This is a genomic window from Sulfitobacter sp. TCYB15 (assembly GCF_040435955.1).
Classification (GTDB): domain Bacteria; phylum Pseudomonadota; class Alphaproteobacteria; order Rhodobacterales; family Rhodobacteraceae; genus Sulfitobacter; species Sulfitobacter pontiacus.
On record NZ_CP159193.1, the window covers coordinates 2,038,053 to 2,050,934 of the forward strand.

Here is a 12,882-nt window from a genome sequence, read left to right on the forward strand (position 1 = left end):
TAACGCAAACCTGAAAGGCGACGTGATGAGCGACACCCGTCTGGCCAACCGCATTCTTCCTGACGCTGAAAAGACACGGCGCTTTGTCTTTGTGCTGCTGGAAAACTTTACCATGCTCAGCTTTGCCTCGGCGGTGGAATGTCTGCGCATCGCCAACCGCATGGCGGGTCGTCCGGCCTATGACTGGCGTCTGATCGGTGAGGATGGCGGGCGCGTGCGCTGTTCGGCAGGGGCAGAATTCACGCTGGATGGCGATCTTGACGATCTGGGCCGCGACGACACGCTGGTGGTGTGCAGCGGCATCGACGTGCAGGCGGCGACGACCAAGAAGCTGCTGGGATGGCTGCGCCGGGAGGCGCGCAAGGGCATGATGGTCGGCGGTCTGTGCACAGCCGCCTTTACGCTGGCCAAGGCCGGATTGCTGGACGGGAAGAAAGCCACGATCCACTGGGAAAATCAGGATAGTTTCAGCGAAGACTTCGAGGACGTCACCCTGACGAAATCGGTCTTTGTGGTGGACGGCAACCGGATGACGACAGCGGGCGGGACATCCTCGATCGATCTGATGCTCAAGCTGATTGCCGACGATCTGGGCGAGGATCTGGCAAATGCCGTCGCCGACCAGCTGATCTATAGCTCCATCCGCACGGATCAGGACACGCAGCGTCTGTCGGTGCCCACCCGTATCGGCGTGCGGCATCCCAAGCTGGGTCAGGTCATCCAGATGATGGAGGCCAATATCGAAGAGCCGATCAGCCCGTCCTCATTGGCGCGCGATGTCGGCATGTCCACGCGGCAGCTTGAACGGCTGTTCCGCCGCTACCTCAACCGCAGCCCCAAACGCTATTACATGGAACTGCGCCTGCAAAAGGCGCGTAACCTGCTGATGCAAACGGATATGAGCGTGATCAACGTGGCGCTGGCCTGTGGCTTTGCCTCGCCGTCGCATTTTTCCAAATGCTACCGTGCGCATTATAACACCACACCTTACCGCGAACGCGGGTCGCATGCGGCCAAGCCCGTCGCCTAATCGTTACTGATCCGGTACACCGCACCGTTCCCGACCGAGATAAACCAGATCGCGCCGTCCGGTGCCTCTATGATGTCGCGCACCCGTGCCGTGGCGGGGGCAGAGATTTGCGCCACCTCGGCCAGCGGGTCGCCCTGTAGCCGCGCGATATAATTGAACTTGAGCGAGCCGACGAAGATATCGCCCCGCCAGTCGGGAAACATCTTGCCCGAATAGATCAGCAATCCCGAGGGCGCGATAGACGGGTCCCAGTAGAAGGCGGGCTGCTCCATCCCCTCTTTCGTGGTGCCTTCGCCGATCTTGGCACCGGAGTAGTGACGCCCGTAGGATATCACCGGCCATCCGTAATTCGCGCCCTTGCGGACCGCGTTAACCTCGTCTCCGCCGCGCGCACCATGTTCTGACACCCACAGGTTGCCCTCCAGATCAAGCGCTGCCCCTTGCGGGTTGCGATGCCCGTAGGACCAGATTTCCGGCAGCACGTCGTCGCGCCCGACAAACGGGTTATCGGCGGGCACAGTACCGTCACGGTTGACCCGCACGACAGAGCCGTTGTGCTGCCCCAGATCCTGCGCCGCCGGACGGTCGCCGCGCTCTCCGACGGTGACGAAAAGCGTGCCATCGCGCGCCTCGACCACGCGGCTGCCAAAGTGCTGACCGGCGGCAGACCCGCGTGACATGGTAAAGAGATCGCGTAGATTTTCGAGCCGCGCACCATCCTGCGACAGCTCTGCCGCGGCAAGCGCGGTACCGGCCCCGCCCTCAAGCGCCTTGGCATAGGTCAGGAAAACGGTGCGCGATCTGTCAAAATCCCGTGCCAGCGTGATGTCCAGCAAGCCGCCCTGCCCTGCGTCAACGACCTGCGGGGTACCGGCGACCTCGTGGCTAGCCCCCTCACGGACCCGCAGCAAGCGGCCGTCGCGTTCGGTAACCAGCACGTCCCCATTCGGCAAAATCGCCAGCGCCCAAGGCGTCTCCAGCCCTGACACCTGCTGGGTAATCCGAAGCTCTTGCGCACCAACGCCCGACGCGCCGATGACCGATCCAGCTATGACCAACGCCCCGATGGCCCGTGCGGCCTGATGCATCATCCCCCCGAGAAACATGGCTTTCCCCCTTCATACAACCTATCCCTGCAAACCTAGCGCAGACAAAGCGTCGATCCACATCATCTTGCGCCACTTTACCTAGGGATAACGCTTTTCTTTTTCAAAATCGCCGCATAGGCTCTGGCGCAGAACACCATGTTCAACAGGGAGAGAAACATGAAAAAGATGCTTATGGCCACAACGGCTGCAGCATTGCTGGCCACCAATGCCTATGCCGACGCGCATAGCAAGGACGTGAAGCTCGGCGTGATCTTTGGCTACACCGGCCCGATTGAATCGCTGACCGGCATCATGGCATCCAGCGCCGAGCTGGCCATGAAAGAAGTCACCGACAGCGGCATGCTGATGGACGGGGCGACAGTCACCCCCTCGCGCGCTGACACGGGCTGCGTCGATAACGCGCTTGCGGTATCCAGTGCGGAACGCCTGATCGCCGAAGGGATCAACGGCATTGTGGGCGCGGCCTGCTCTGGCGTGAGCGGCGCGATCTTGCAGAACGCGGCACTGCCCAACGGCATGGTGATGATTTCGCCATCCTCCACATCGCCCGGCCTGAGCACGATGGAAGACGATGGCCTGTTCTTCCGCACCGCCCCCTCCGACGCCCGTCAGGGCGAGGTCATGGCAGAGGTGCTGATGGAAGAAGGCATCAAGGAAGTCGCGGTCACCTATACCAACAACGACTACGGCAAGGGTTTGGCGGACGCGTTCCAGCAGGCCTATGAAGCCGCGGGCGGGACGATCACCATCTCTGCCGCACATGAAGACGGCAAGGCCGATTACTCTGCCGAGGTTGGCGCGCTGGCCTCTGCCGGTGGCGACCGTCTGGTGGTTGCGGGCTACGTCGATCAGGGTGGATCGGGCGTTGTGCGTGCAGCGATTGATTCAGGCGCGTTCGACACGTTCCACTTCCCCGACGGGATGATCGCGGCGAACCTTGAAAACAACTTCGGCTCCGAGCTGGACGGCTCCACCGGCCAGCACCCCGGCACCGATAGCCCCGGCGCTGACAAATTCACCGCGCTGGTCGACGGTGCCTTCGATACCACTTCGCCCTTCGCACCGGAAAGCTATGACGCGGCAGCGCTACTGATGCTGGCGATGCAGGCCGCAGGGTCTTCCGATCCGCAGGTCTATAAGGATCAGGTCATGTCGGTTGCGAACGCCCCCGGCGAAAAGATCTATCCGGGTGAGCTGGCCAAAGCGCTGCAAATCCTCAAGGACGGCGGCGAAGTCGACTATGAAGGCGCAACCGCGGTTGAACTGATCGGCCCCGGTGAATCCGCTGGCAGCTACCGTCAGATCAAGATCGAAGACGGCAAGATCACGACGGTTCAATACCGCTAACATCACATGACGTGACAGAAAGCAGCCCGGTGCATTGCGACCGGGCTGTTTTTGCAACGGGGCTTCGGCACCGCACGGGGAGACTACAAAATGATCGTCGTAGACGACATCCATAAACATTTCGGCGGGTTCCACGCCGTGGACGGGGCCAATCTGACCATTGGCAAAGGCACGATCACCGGTTTGATCGGCCCGAACGGTGCTGGCAAAACGACGCTATTCAACGTGATCGCGGGGGTGTTGAAACCGACCTCGGGGCGCGTGACGATGGACGGCGAGGATATCACCGGCCTGCCCCCCCATACGCTGTTTCACAAAGGGCTGCTGCGGACCTTTCAGATCGCGCATGAATTTTCATCGATGACATGCCGCGAGAACCTGATGATGGTGCCCGGCGATCAGGCGGGCGAGACGCTGTGGAACACGTGGTTCGGGCGCAAGCGCATCGCCGATCAGGAACGCGCCTTGCGCGCCAAAGCCGACGAAGTGCTTGAGTTTCTGACGGTGGAACATCTGGCCGAGCAAAAAGCGGGTCAGATATCCGGCGGTCAGAAAAAGCTGCTAGAACTGGGGCGGACCATGATGGTCGACGCCAAGATCGTGTTCCTTGACGAGGTCGGGGCCGGTGTGAACCGCACGCTGCTCAATACCATCGGTGACGCGATCATCCGTCTGAACAAGGAACGCGGCTATACCTTTGTCGTGATCGAACACGACATGGATTTCATCGGCCGTCTGTGTGATCCGGTGATCTGTATGGCCGAGGGCAAGGTTCTCGCTCAAGGCACCCTGCCCGAGATCAAGGCCAACGAACAGGTGATCGAGGCTTATCTCGGCACCGGGCTCAAGAACAAGGCCGTGTCTGCATGAGACGGATGGCCACCGCATTGACGCTCTGCGCGGGATTTGTCCTGCCGCAGGCCGCTGCGGCCTGTGCGCAGCTGTCGGCGCAGGTCTGGATGTGCGATCGGGGCACCCCGTGGGAAGAAGCAACCTGGGACACGGTCGGCGACGGCTCCACCCGCTATCTGGGCGAGGTGATCCTGAACTTCACCCAAGAATGGCCCGGGTACGACATCGCCGACGGCACCTCGACGCTGGAAGAGCAATACGAGACCTATAGCGCCTGGATCGCGGCGGATGGCGGCCCTGCCCCCGAGGTGCTGAAGGTCGACCGGATCGACACCCCGATGGGCACGACCCTGCGCCACCTGCAATATGACGAGATCGAAGGCGACCGCACCATGAGCGCGGTCATGTTGTCGGATGTCGGAACAGCGCGGATTATGCTGTATCTCGATACCACCGATACAATGCCTTTGGATGAAATGGACAAGATGTCCTTTGAGGTGGCCATGATGCTGCGCGACACATGTGCGGATGAGATATCCTGCGCCGCGCCCATCCCCGCGGCAGCCCTGGACACCGAATGAAAGAGAACGACATGAGCAACCCATACGGCGACCGGGGTAACAAGGACCTGTCGATCGCGAACCCCAAAGGGCAAGGCACCGCGCAGCCGGTCAAAGGGGGCGGCAAAAGCCACCCCGCGCCGGGGGGCCCCTTCCTGATCGGCGACACGATGACGGGCGGTTATGGCAAGGGCCCTGATATCCTGCACGGCTGCACCATCGCCGTCGAAAAGGGTGAGATCGCCGTCATTGTCGGCCCCAATGGCGCAGGCAAATCCACGGCGATGAAGGCGGTTTTCGGCATGCTCGACGTGCGCCAGGGCCATGTGCGGCTGGACGGCGAAGACATCACCTCGTTGTCGCCGCAGGACCGTGTGGCCAAGGGCATGGGGTTCGTGCCGCAGACCTCGAACATCTTTACCTCGATGACAGTGGAAGAAAACCTCGAGATGGGGGCGTTCATCCGCCGCGATGATTTCCGTGATACGATGGCGCAGGTCTATGACCTTTTTCCGATCCTCAAGGAAAAGCGCTATCAGGCCGCGGGCGAACTGTCGGGCGGGCAACGCCAGCAGGTCGCGGTGGGCCGCGCGTTGATGACGCAGCCGAAGGTGCTGATGCTGGACGAACCCACCGCTGGCGTGTCCCCCATCGTGATGGACGAACTATTCGACCGCATCATCGAGGTCGCGCGGACCGGTATCCCGATCCTGATGGTGGAACAGAACGCCCGCCAAGCGCTGGAAATTGCGGATAAGGGCTATGTTCTGGTGCAAGGGGCCAATGCCTTTACCGGCACGGGAAAAGAACTTTTGGAAGACCCCGAAGTTCGCAAATCCTTTCTGGGGGGTTAAGCGATGCGATGGACCCTTCCGATGGCCCTATTGGCAACCACGGCGCCAGCCTTGGCGCAGGACAGCGTTGCCACGACCGCTGCAACAGCCCCGACCGCCGCAGCCGCTACGGCCCCCGCAGAGCCGTTCCAGCAGACGATTGCGATCGCCTGCCGCTTTACGTGGGAATGCGTCGAGAACGAGCCCTGCACCGAGACAGAGTTCACCCCCGACATCACCGGCAACGCAGGCGGAGCCTCTGCCGATGCGCTGACGGTTCAATCACAAATGGTCAGCGACGCCGAAACCGTCGACATGACTGGCACGAAACAGGTCAAGGCGCTGTCCCTTACGGGGGGTGGGTTTGATGCCCGCCACCTGCTGAGCATCGCCGCCGACGGGGCCTCCCGTTATACCGTGCATTACGCTGATGGGCCGATTGTCATCAGCTATCTAGGGACATGCAAATAATGGATTTACTCAACGCTTTCATCGCCTTGGCCAACTATGTGCTGGTTCCGGGCATCGCCTACGGGTCGCAGCTGGCGCTTGGTGCGCTTGGGGTGACGCTGGTCTATGGCATCTTGCGGTTCTCGAACTTTGCCCATGGCGACACGATGGCGCTTGGCGCGATGTCCGCCGTGCTGATCACTTGGGGTTTCCAGTCGCTGGGGCTGAGCCTGGGAGTCCTGCCGACTGCCCTGCTGGCGCTGCCATTCGCGATCATCATCACCATCGGGCTGCTGCTTGGCACGGACAAACTTGTCTATAGCTTCTACCGCGAAAAGAAGGCCAAGCCGGTGATCTTTGTCATCGTCTCGCTGGGGGTGACATTCGTCTATAACGGTATCACCCGCTTCATCATCGGCGCAGAGGATCAACGGTTTCTGGATGGCGAACGCTTCATCATCTCGGCCCGCGACTTCAAAGAGATGACGGGGCTTGAGGAAGGTCTGGCGATCAAAACAACCCAAGGGCTGACCGTGGTGACGGCTGTCATCGTGGTTGCCGCACTGTTCTGGTTCCTGAACAAGACACGCTCGGGCAAATCCATGCGCGCCTACTCTGACAACGAGGATCTGGCACTGCTGTCGGGCATCAATCCTGAACGCGTGGTCATGATCACCTGGATCATTGTGGCCTGTCTGGCGACCACCGCCGGCGTGCTTTACGGCTTGGATAAGTCGTTTAAACCCTTCACCTATTTCCAACTGCTGCTGCCGATCTTTGCCGCCGCGATCGTGGGCGGTCTTGGCAGCCCGATCGGCGCCATCGCGGGGGGCTTTGTTATCGCATTCTCCGAGGTGACGATCACCTACGCGTGGAAAAAGGTCTTTGGCTACCTCGCTCCCGAGGGGATGGCCCCCGACGGCTTGGTGCAGCTTTTGTCCACCGACTATAAATTCGCCGTCAGCTTCGTGATCTTGTTGATCGTGCTGCTGTTCAAACCCACAGGTCTGTTCAAGGGGCAATCGGTATGAACGAGACACTGAAAAACACCGCTCTTTTCGCCATTGTCGCGCTGCTGATCGTACTGACCGGGCTGGCGCAAAGCTGGAACGCGGCGCTGCTGATCATTGCGATGGGGCTGATCTCCAGCATCATGGCACTTGGCGTGAACCTGCAATGGGGCTTTGCGGGGCTGTTCAATGTGGGCATCATGGGGTTTGTCGCCCTTGGCGGTCTGGCCGCTGTGCTGATCGGCATGCCCCCCACGCAAGGCGCTTGGTCCGCGGGGGGCTGGGGGATCCTCACCGCCCTGCTGATGGGGGCCGCGACGATCATTCTGGCGGTTCAGGTGATGAAACGCATGGCCAAGGGATGGCTGCGCACGCTGGTTGTTCTGGTGGTGCTGGTGGCAGGTTTCTTTATCTTCCGCGCCCTGCTCGACCCATCGGTAAGCGCGGTCGAGGGCGTGAACCCCGCGACCACCGGCTATCTTGGCGGGCTTGGCCTGCCGGTGATCATCGCCTGGCCCGTGGGCGGGCTGTTTGCAGCCGGAGCGGCCTGGCTGATCGGGAAAACCGCGCTTGGGTTGCGGTCTGATTACCTTGCGATCGCGACCCTGGGCATCGCCGAGATCATCATCGCCGTGCTCAAGAACGAAGACTGGCTGTCGCGGGGCGTCAAGAACGTCATCGGCATCCCGCGCCCCGTCCCCTATGAGATCGACCTGCAAAATAACGCGGGCTTTGTCGAACAGGCGGCCGGCTTCGGACTGAACCCGGTAGAGGCATCGACGCTTTGGGTGAAATTCCTGTATGTGTGTCTGTTCGCCGTGGTGCTCTTGGTGCTGATGTGGCTAAGCCAGCGGGCGCTGAATTCGCCCTGGGGCCGCATGCTGCGCGCGATCCGCGACAACGAGGTCGCGGCCGAAGCCATGGGTAAGGACGTGACCGCACGGCACTTGCAGGTGTTCATTCTCGGCTCTGCCATCTGCGGGATTGCCGGCGCGATGATGACCACGCTGGACAGCCAGTTGACGCCCGGATCCTACCAGCCGTTGCGCTTCACCTTCCTGATCTGGGTCATGGTGATCGTTGGCGGGTCCGGCAACAATCTAGGGGCCGTGCTGGGGGGCTTTTTGATGTGGTACCTTTGGGTGATGGTTGAACCCATGGGGCTGTGGCTGATGCAATTGGTCACCGCGGGCATGTCCGACGGCTATTGGCTGAAAGACCACCTGATCGAATCCGCGGCCCATATGCGGCTGATGACAATGGGTGCGGTATTACTGCTGGTATTGCGGTTCAGCCCGCGCGGGTTGATCCCCGAGAAGTAAAAGAAAAGGCCTTATCCCTTGCGGGATAAGGCCAGCCTTCGGCGAGGATTTAGGACCATTTGGAAGCGCATTCAGCGTCCTTTGAACAACCCGCCCAGGATTCCGCGCACGATGCGCCGGCCGGTTGTGCCTTTCAACTCCTTGATCACCACACTCGCGATGGCACCGCCAAAGCTGTCGTCGCTTTTGGTCGTGCGTTTCGAGGTCGAGCGCGTGACCCGTTTGCCTGCATAGCGCCGCGCTGCGTTGAATTCGCGCAAGGCGGGGGATGTGTCTTCGGCCTCGGCTTGTTCCTCGGCCTGTGCTGCCTCTTTCGCGGCGTCTTCGGCGCGTTTGGCCAGCATTTCGAACGCGGAGGCGCGATCAAGGCGGGTGTCGTATTTCCCCGCCATCGGGCTTTGCGCCATCAGGGCGGCGCGGGTGGCCGGATCGATCGGGCCAAGCTGCGAGGATGGTGGCCGGATCAGGGTGCGTTCCACAATGCCGGGGATCCCTTTTTTCTGCAGCATGGAGGTCACCGCCTCGCCCACGCCCACATCGCGGATCGCGTCTTCGGTCTCAAAACGCGGGTTCTCGCGGTAGGTTTCGGCGGCAAGGCGCAGCGCCTTGCGATCACGCGCGGTGAAGGCGCGCAAGGCGTGCTGGATGCGGTTGCCCAATTGGCCAAGGATATCTTCGGGCACGTCTGCGGGGTTCTGTGTGATGAAATACACGCCTACGCCCTTGGAGCGGATCAGCCGCGCCACCTGTTCCACCTTGTCGACCAGCGCTTTGGGGGCGTCGTCAAACAGCAGATGCGCCTCGTCGAAGAAGAACACCAGTTTGGGTTTATCGGGGTCGCCGACCTCGGGCAGTTCCTCGAAGAGTTCTGACAACAACCACAGCAGGAAGGTCGCGTAGAGCTTGGGCGAGTGCATCAGCTGGTCGGCCGCGAGGATGTTGATAAAACCGCGCCCGTCCGTGTCTGTGCGCATCAGGTCGGTGAGCGCGAGCGCAGGTTCCCCGAAGAGATCAGCCGCGCCTTGGTTTTCCAGCACCAGCAAGCGTCGCTGGATCGCGCCGACCGAGGCCGACGACACATTGCCGTAGCGCAGCGCCAGCGTCGAAGCGTTTTCCCCGATCCAGACCAGCAGCGCCTGTAGATCCTTGAGGTCCAGCAGCGGCAGCCCGTCTTCGTCAGCGACGCGGAAGGCGATGTTGAGGATACCTTCCTGGGCCTCCGTCAGATCGAGAAGCTGCGCCAGCAGCAAGGGCCCCATTTCCGAGATTGTCGTCCGCACAGGATGCCCCTGTTTGCCGAACATATCCCAGAAGGTGACCGGAAAGGCGCTGTAGTCGAAATCGTCAAAGCCGATGGTCTGGGCGCGCTCTGAAAAGGGGGTGTGCAGCTTGTGGCTGGCAGAGCCTGCCTGCGCCAGCCCTGACAGATCGCCTTTGACGTCGGACAGAAACACCGGAACCCCTGCGGCGGAAAACCCTTCGGCCAGGATTTGCAGCGTGACGGTTTTGCCTGTGCCCGTGGCCCCCGCGACCAGCCCATGGCGGTTGGCATAGCCGATGTTGAGAAACTGTTTCGTCGCGTAGTCTTCGCCACCGCCGCCGATGAAGATATCATTTGTCACGTATTTAATTCCTTTTGGGCCAATAACCTGCAGCCAAAGTGCAGAGCGAGCATACAAACTTAACCTTTTCACACCATAGTGATTTTGTCGCCGGTCGTGATGTCCTTTTCGTGCTGGCGGCACTTCCTCCCTGTCAGACTTGGCCGCGCCTTCGGGTGCGGCCCTTTTTACGTTTGAGGTCCATTTTACGCGCTTGAAACCGCTGTGATATTTTATGTTGACGGTGCCCGAATGCTTTCGTAACGTGCTTTCAATAAGTCGGCCAAGTCCGATGGGGAGAACGAAGAACAGGGAAAAGGACGCATCGCGTCCTTTTTTCTATTTCAGCCCCCCGCGCCCGGCCTCTTCCCCGTGAAAACCTGATGAAATAGGCAAAATTTTGCCTTAAATCACGATGGTTTCAGCGCTATCGTCCTGACATTGGCATTGGCGCATGGTAGATGGCGTCGAATTTAACTGATTTGGAACGAGCATGAAAAAGTATATCACACTTCTCCCTCTCTGCGCGGCGATGGCCCTGACTATGCCCGTTTCCGGTTACGCACAGACTGCAGCCACGGAAACACCCGCAGCAACAGACGCCCCGGAAACGGCGCAGCCGACCGCTGAAGCGCCACCCGCGACGGAAGAAAACACCACCACCGGCAGCAGCACCGACGTGCAGTCGCAGCTGAGCCTTGGTGAAGATGCCGACGGGGAGCCGACCCTGGGCAAGCCCTACACCAAAGAGGTGATCGGTGCCTGGGAGATGCGCTGCATCAAGACCGAAGAAGATGTCGACCCCTGCCAGATGTACCAGCTGATGGATGATGGCCAAGGCGCGCCTGTCGCCGAATTCTCGCTGTTCCGCCTGCCAGCGGGCGGCAAGGCGACAGCCGGTGCCACTGTGGTTGTGCCGTTGGAAACGGCCCTGCCCTCGCAGCTGACGCTGACCGTCGATGGTGGCAAAGCGCGCCGCTATCCTTTCGCTTTCTGTAACCCCGTTGGTTGCTACGTCCGCATGGGCCTGACCGAAGCCGATGTCGCCGCGTTCAAACGCGGGAAAGAGGCCGTGATCACCATCGTGCCCGCGCTGGCACCTGACCAGAAGGTCGAACTGTCGCTGTCGCTGGACGGGTTCACCGCAAGCTTCGACAAATCCTCGGTTGTTGAAGACCGGTAAGCAGACGCTTGGCCCTCGGGCCGTTAAGACGACAAAGCCGCCCCGTTTGACGTGGGCGGCTTTTTCATGGGCGGTATCGCAGCCGTCAAATCGCGCGCAGCGCCAGTACCGCGTTCATGCCGCCAAAGGCAAAGGCGTTGGACAGCGCCACCGTGACCCGCGCATCGCGGGCCACATTGGGCACCACATCCAAGGCGCAGTCGGGGTCGGGCTCTTCGTAGCCGATGGTAGGGGCGATCACCCCGTCGCGCAGGGCCATGATGCAGGCCAAAAGCTCTACCGCGCCGGTGCCGCCGATCAGATGCCCATGCATCGATTTGGTCGAGCTGATCATCAGCCGGTCTGCATGGGTGCCGAACACATCTGCCACCGCCGCACATTCGGTTTTATCATTGGCTGCCGTGCCCGTGCCATGAGCATTGATATAACCCACCTCCTCCGGGTTGATCCGGGCGTCGTCCAACGCGCCTTTGATCGCGCGGGCGGCCCCCGCCTTGGACGGCATCACAATGTCCGACGCGTCAGAGGACATGGCAAAGCCCGATACTTCGCACAGGATATCAGCCCCGCGGGCGCGGGCGTGGTCATACTCCTCGAACACGAAAATGCCTGCGCCTTCGCCCTGCACCATCCCATTGCGATTGGCAGAGAACGGGCGGCAGGCGTCGCGCGACATCACGCGCAGCCCTTCCCACGCCTTGACCCCGCCAAAGCACATCATGGATTCCGAGCCGCCCGTGACCATCGCCGGTGCCATCCCGCTGCGGATCATCGAAAACGCCTGCGCCATCGCGTGGTTCGAGGATGCGCAGGCGGTGGAAACGGTGAAGGATGGCCCCTTGAGGTGATGCTCCATGCTCACATGGCTGGCGGCGGCGTTGTTCATCAGGCGCGGCACCACAAAGGGATGCACGCGGTTCTTCCCTTCGGCATAGACCGCACGGTAGTTATCGTCCCATGTGCTGACCCCGCCGCCCGCCGTGCCAAGCACCACGCCGGATTTCGCCGAGAGCTCTCCCTTGAACTCAAGCCCTGATTGGCGGATCGCCTCCGCCGCGGCGGCAAGGGTGAACTGGGTGAACCGGTCATAAAGCGCGATCTTCTGACGGTTATACTGACTTTCGCCGTCAAACCCATGGACCTGACCGCCGATCTTGATCGACAGCCGGTCCACGTCGCGGAAATCAAGCGGCCCTATTCCACACACTCCGTTGCGCATGGCCGCAAGCGTATCGGGCACGTTCAACCCAAGCGGATTAACCGTGCCCGCACCCGTAATCACGACACGTTTCACGCGTCAGGCCTGCTCGGCGCGCAGCCGTTCCACCCCTGCGACAATGCTGGCCACGCTAGAGATATCGAACCCCGTGGCATCCGGCTGGTTCGCGTTGAACGGCACCGATACGTCGAATGTCTCTTCAATCGCGAAGATGCTTTCGACGATGCCCATGCTGTCGATGCCAAGGCTTTCGAGCGTGCTGTTCATGGTGACATCCGATGGCGTCAGAAACGCTTGATCGGCGATAATGCTGATGACCTGATCTTTGATGTTCATCCTAAGTCTCCGTCAGAACGGGCCATGCCT

At 61.0% G+C, this 12,882-nt stretch carries 13 protein-coding genes; 9 read left to right on the top strand and 4 right to left on the bottom strand.

Going from position 1 to position 12,882, the window contains the following annotated elements; genetic code table 11:
- Positions 1-25 precede the first annotated feature (25 nt).
- On the top strand, positions 26-1,030 hold the full coding sequence (locus ABM428_RS09770; protein WP_180827738.1) for a GlxA family transcriptional regulator: 1,005 nt from the start codon (positions 26-28) through the stop codon (positions 1,028-1,030).
- On the opposite strand, the gene ABM428_RS09775 is transcribed toward ABM428_RS09770, so the two are convergent.
- Positions 1,027-2,136 (bottom strand): PQQ-dependent sugar dehydrogenase, encoded by a 1,110-nt coding sequence (locus ABM428_RS09775; RefSeq protein WP_184582032.1) that lies wholly within the window; start codon positions 2,134-2,136, stop codon positions 1,027-1,029. The genes ABM428_RS09770 and ABM428_RS09775 overlap by 4 nt on opposite strands.
- Positions 2,137-2,295: 159 nt before the next feature.
- Between ABM428_RS09775 and ABM428_RS09780 the strand changes: the two genes are divergently transcribed.
- The 7 genes from ABM428_RS09780 to ABM428_RS09810 all read left to right on the top strand — a co-directional run bounded on the left by ABM428_RS09780 (position 2,296) and on the right by ABM428_RS09810 (position 8,513).
- A complete protein-coding gene (locus ABM428_RS09780) occupies positions 2,296-3,486 on the top strand; it encodes an ABC transporter substrate-binding protein (protein ID WP_184582030.1) in 1,191 nt (396 codons plus the stop codon).
- A gap of 90 nt (positions 3,487-3,576) precedes the next feature.
- Positions 3,577-4,356: an ABC transporter ATP-binding protein gene (locus tag ABM428_RS09785; RefSeq protein ID WP_005853630.1), complete on the top strand. Its 780-nt coding sequence runs from the start codon at positions 3,577-3,579 to the stop codon at positions 4,354-4,356.
- A complete protein-coding gene (locus ABM428_RS09790) occupies positions 4,353-4,919 on the top strand; it encodes a hypothetical protein (RefSeq protein ID WP_184582029.1) in 567 nt (188 codons plus the stop codon). Before ABM428_RS09785 ends, ABM428_RS09790 begins: the two co-directional genes overlap by 4 nt.
- An 11-nt stretch (positions 4,920-4,930) precedes the next feature.
- Entirely contained in the window at positions 4,931-5,752 is an 822-nt protein-coding gene (locus ABM428_RS09795) for an ABC transporter ATP-binding protein (protein WP_081781256.1), read from the top strand.
- A gap of 21 nt (positions 5,753-5,773) precedes the next feature.
- Positions 5,774-6,202 (top strand): hypothetical protein, encoded by a 429-nt coding sequence (locus ABM428_RS09800; RefSeq protein WP_037964480.1) that lies wholly within the window; start codon positions 5,774-5,776, stop codon positions 6,200-6,202.
- Complete coding sequence (locus ABM428_RS09805) at positions 6,202-7,212, top strand: branched-chain amino acid ABC transporter permease (RefSeq protein WP_005853635.1); 1,011 nt, start codon at positions 6,202-6,204, stop codon at positions 7,210-7,212. The genes ABM428_RS09800 and ABM428_RS09805 overlap by 1 nt, the downstream gene beginning before the upstream one ends.
- The gene (locus tag ABM428_RS09810; RefSeq protein ID WP_340269833.1) at positions 7,209-8,513 is read left to right on the top strand and encodes a branched-chain amino acid ABC transporter permease; all 1,305 of its coding nucleotides are present in this window, start codon (positions 7,209-7,211) and stop codon (positions 8,511-8,513) included. The genes ABM428_RS09805 and ABM428_RS09810 overlap by 4 nt, the downstream gene beginning before the upstream one ends.
- Before the next feature lie 71 nt (positions 8,514-8,584).
- Here the strand turns inward: ABM428_RS09810 and ABM428_RS09815 are convergent, their stop codons facing one another.
- A complete protein-coding gene (locus ABM428_RS09815) occupies positions 8,585-10,135 on the bottom strand; it encodes a helicase HerA-like domain-containing protein (protein ID WP_132996568.1) in 1,551 nt (516 codons plus the stop codon).
- Between the two features lie 523 nt (positions 10,136-10,658).
- On the opposite strand from ABM428_RS09815, the gene ABM428_RS09820 reads away from it, so the two are divergent.
- On the top strand, positions 10,659-11,297 hold the full coding sequence (locus ABM428_RS09820; protein ID WP_240790771.1) for an invasion associated locus B family protein: 639 nt from the start codon (positions 10,659-10,661) through the stop codon (positions 11,295-11,297).
- Positions 11,298-11,382: 85 nt separating this feature from the next.
- Here the strand turns inward: ABM428_RS09820 and ABM428_RS09825 are convergent, their stop codons facing one another.
- Both ABM428_RS09825 and ABM428_RS09830 read right to left on the bottom strand, forming a co-directional pair.
- Positions 11,383-12,591 (bottom strand): beta-ketoacyl synthase, encoded by a 1,209-nt coding sequence (locus ABM428_RS09825; protein ID WP_037964468.1) that lies wholly within the window; start codon positions 12,589-12,591, stop codon positions 11,383-11,385.
- 3 nt (positions 12,592-12,594) lie between these two features.
- Complete coding sequence (locus tag ABM428_RS09830; RefSeq protein WP_009824672.1) at positions 12,595-12,852, bottom strand: acyl carrier protein; 258 nt, start codon at positions 12,850-12,852, stop codon at positions 12,595-12,597.
- Between the last annotated feature and the right edge of the window lie 30 nt (positions 12,853-12,882).

Bases quoted from the DNA above. Each gene is read 5' to 3' on its own strand.
- ABM428_RS09770 (WP_180827738.1), top strand. From the start codon at position 26: ATGAGCGACACCCGTCTGGCCAACCGCATTCTTCCTGACGCTGAAAAG.
- ABM428_RS09775 (WP_184582032.1), bottom strand. From the start codon at position 2,136: ATGTTTCTCGGGGGGATGATGCATCAGGCCGCACGGGCCATCGGGGCG.
- ABM428_RS09780 (WP_184582030.1), top strand. From the start codon at position 2,296: ATGAAAAAGATGCTTATGGCCACAACGGCTGCAGCATTGCTGGCCACC.
- ABM428_RS09785 (WP_005853630.1), top strand. From the start codon at position 3,577: ATGATCGTCGTAGACGACATCCATAAACATTTCGGCGGGTTCCACGCC.
- ABM428_RS09790 (WP_184582029.1), top strand. From the start codon at position 4,353: ATGAGACGGATGGCCACCGCATTGACGCTCTGCGCGGGATTTGTCCTG.
- ABM428_RS09795 (WP_081781256.1), top strand. From the start codon at position 4,931: ATGAGCAACCCATACGGCGACCGGGGTAACAAGGACCTGTCGATCGCG.
- ABM428_RS09800 (WP_037964480.1), top strand. From the start codon at position 5,774: ATGGCCCTATTGGCAACCACGGCGCCAGCCTTGGCGCAGGACAGCGTT.
- ABM428_RS09805 (WP_005853635.1), top strand. From the start codon at position 6,202: ATGGATTTACTCAACGCTTTCATCGCCTTGGCCAACTATGTGCTGGTT.
- ABM428_RS09810 (WP_340269833.1), top strand. From the start codon at position 7,209: ATGAACGAGACACTGAAAAACACCGCTCTTTTCGCCATTGTCGCGCTG.
- ABM428_RS09820 (WP_240790771.1), top strand. From the start codon at position 10,659: ATGCCCGTTTCCGGTTACGCACAGACTGCAGCCACGGAAACACCCGCA.
- ABM428_RS09830 (WP_009824672.1), bottom strand. From the start codon at position 12,852: ATGAACATCAAAGATCAGGTCATCAGCATTATCGCCGATCAAGCGTTT.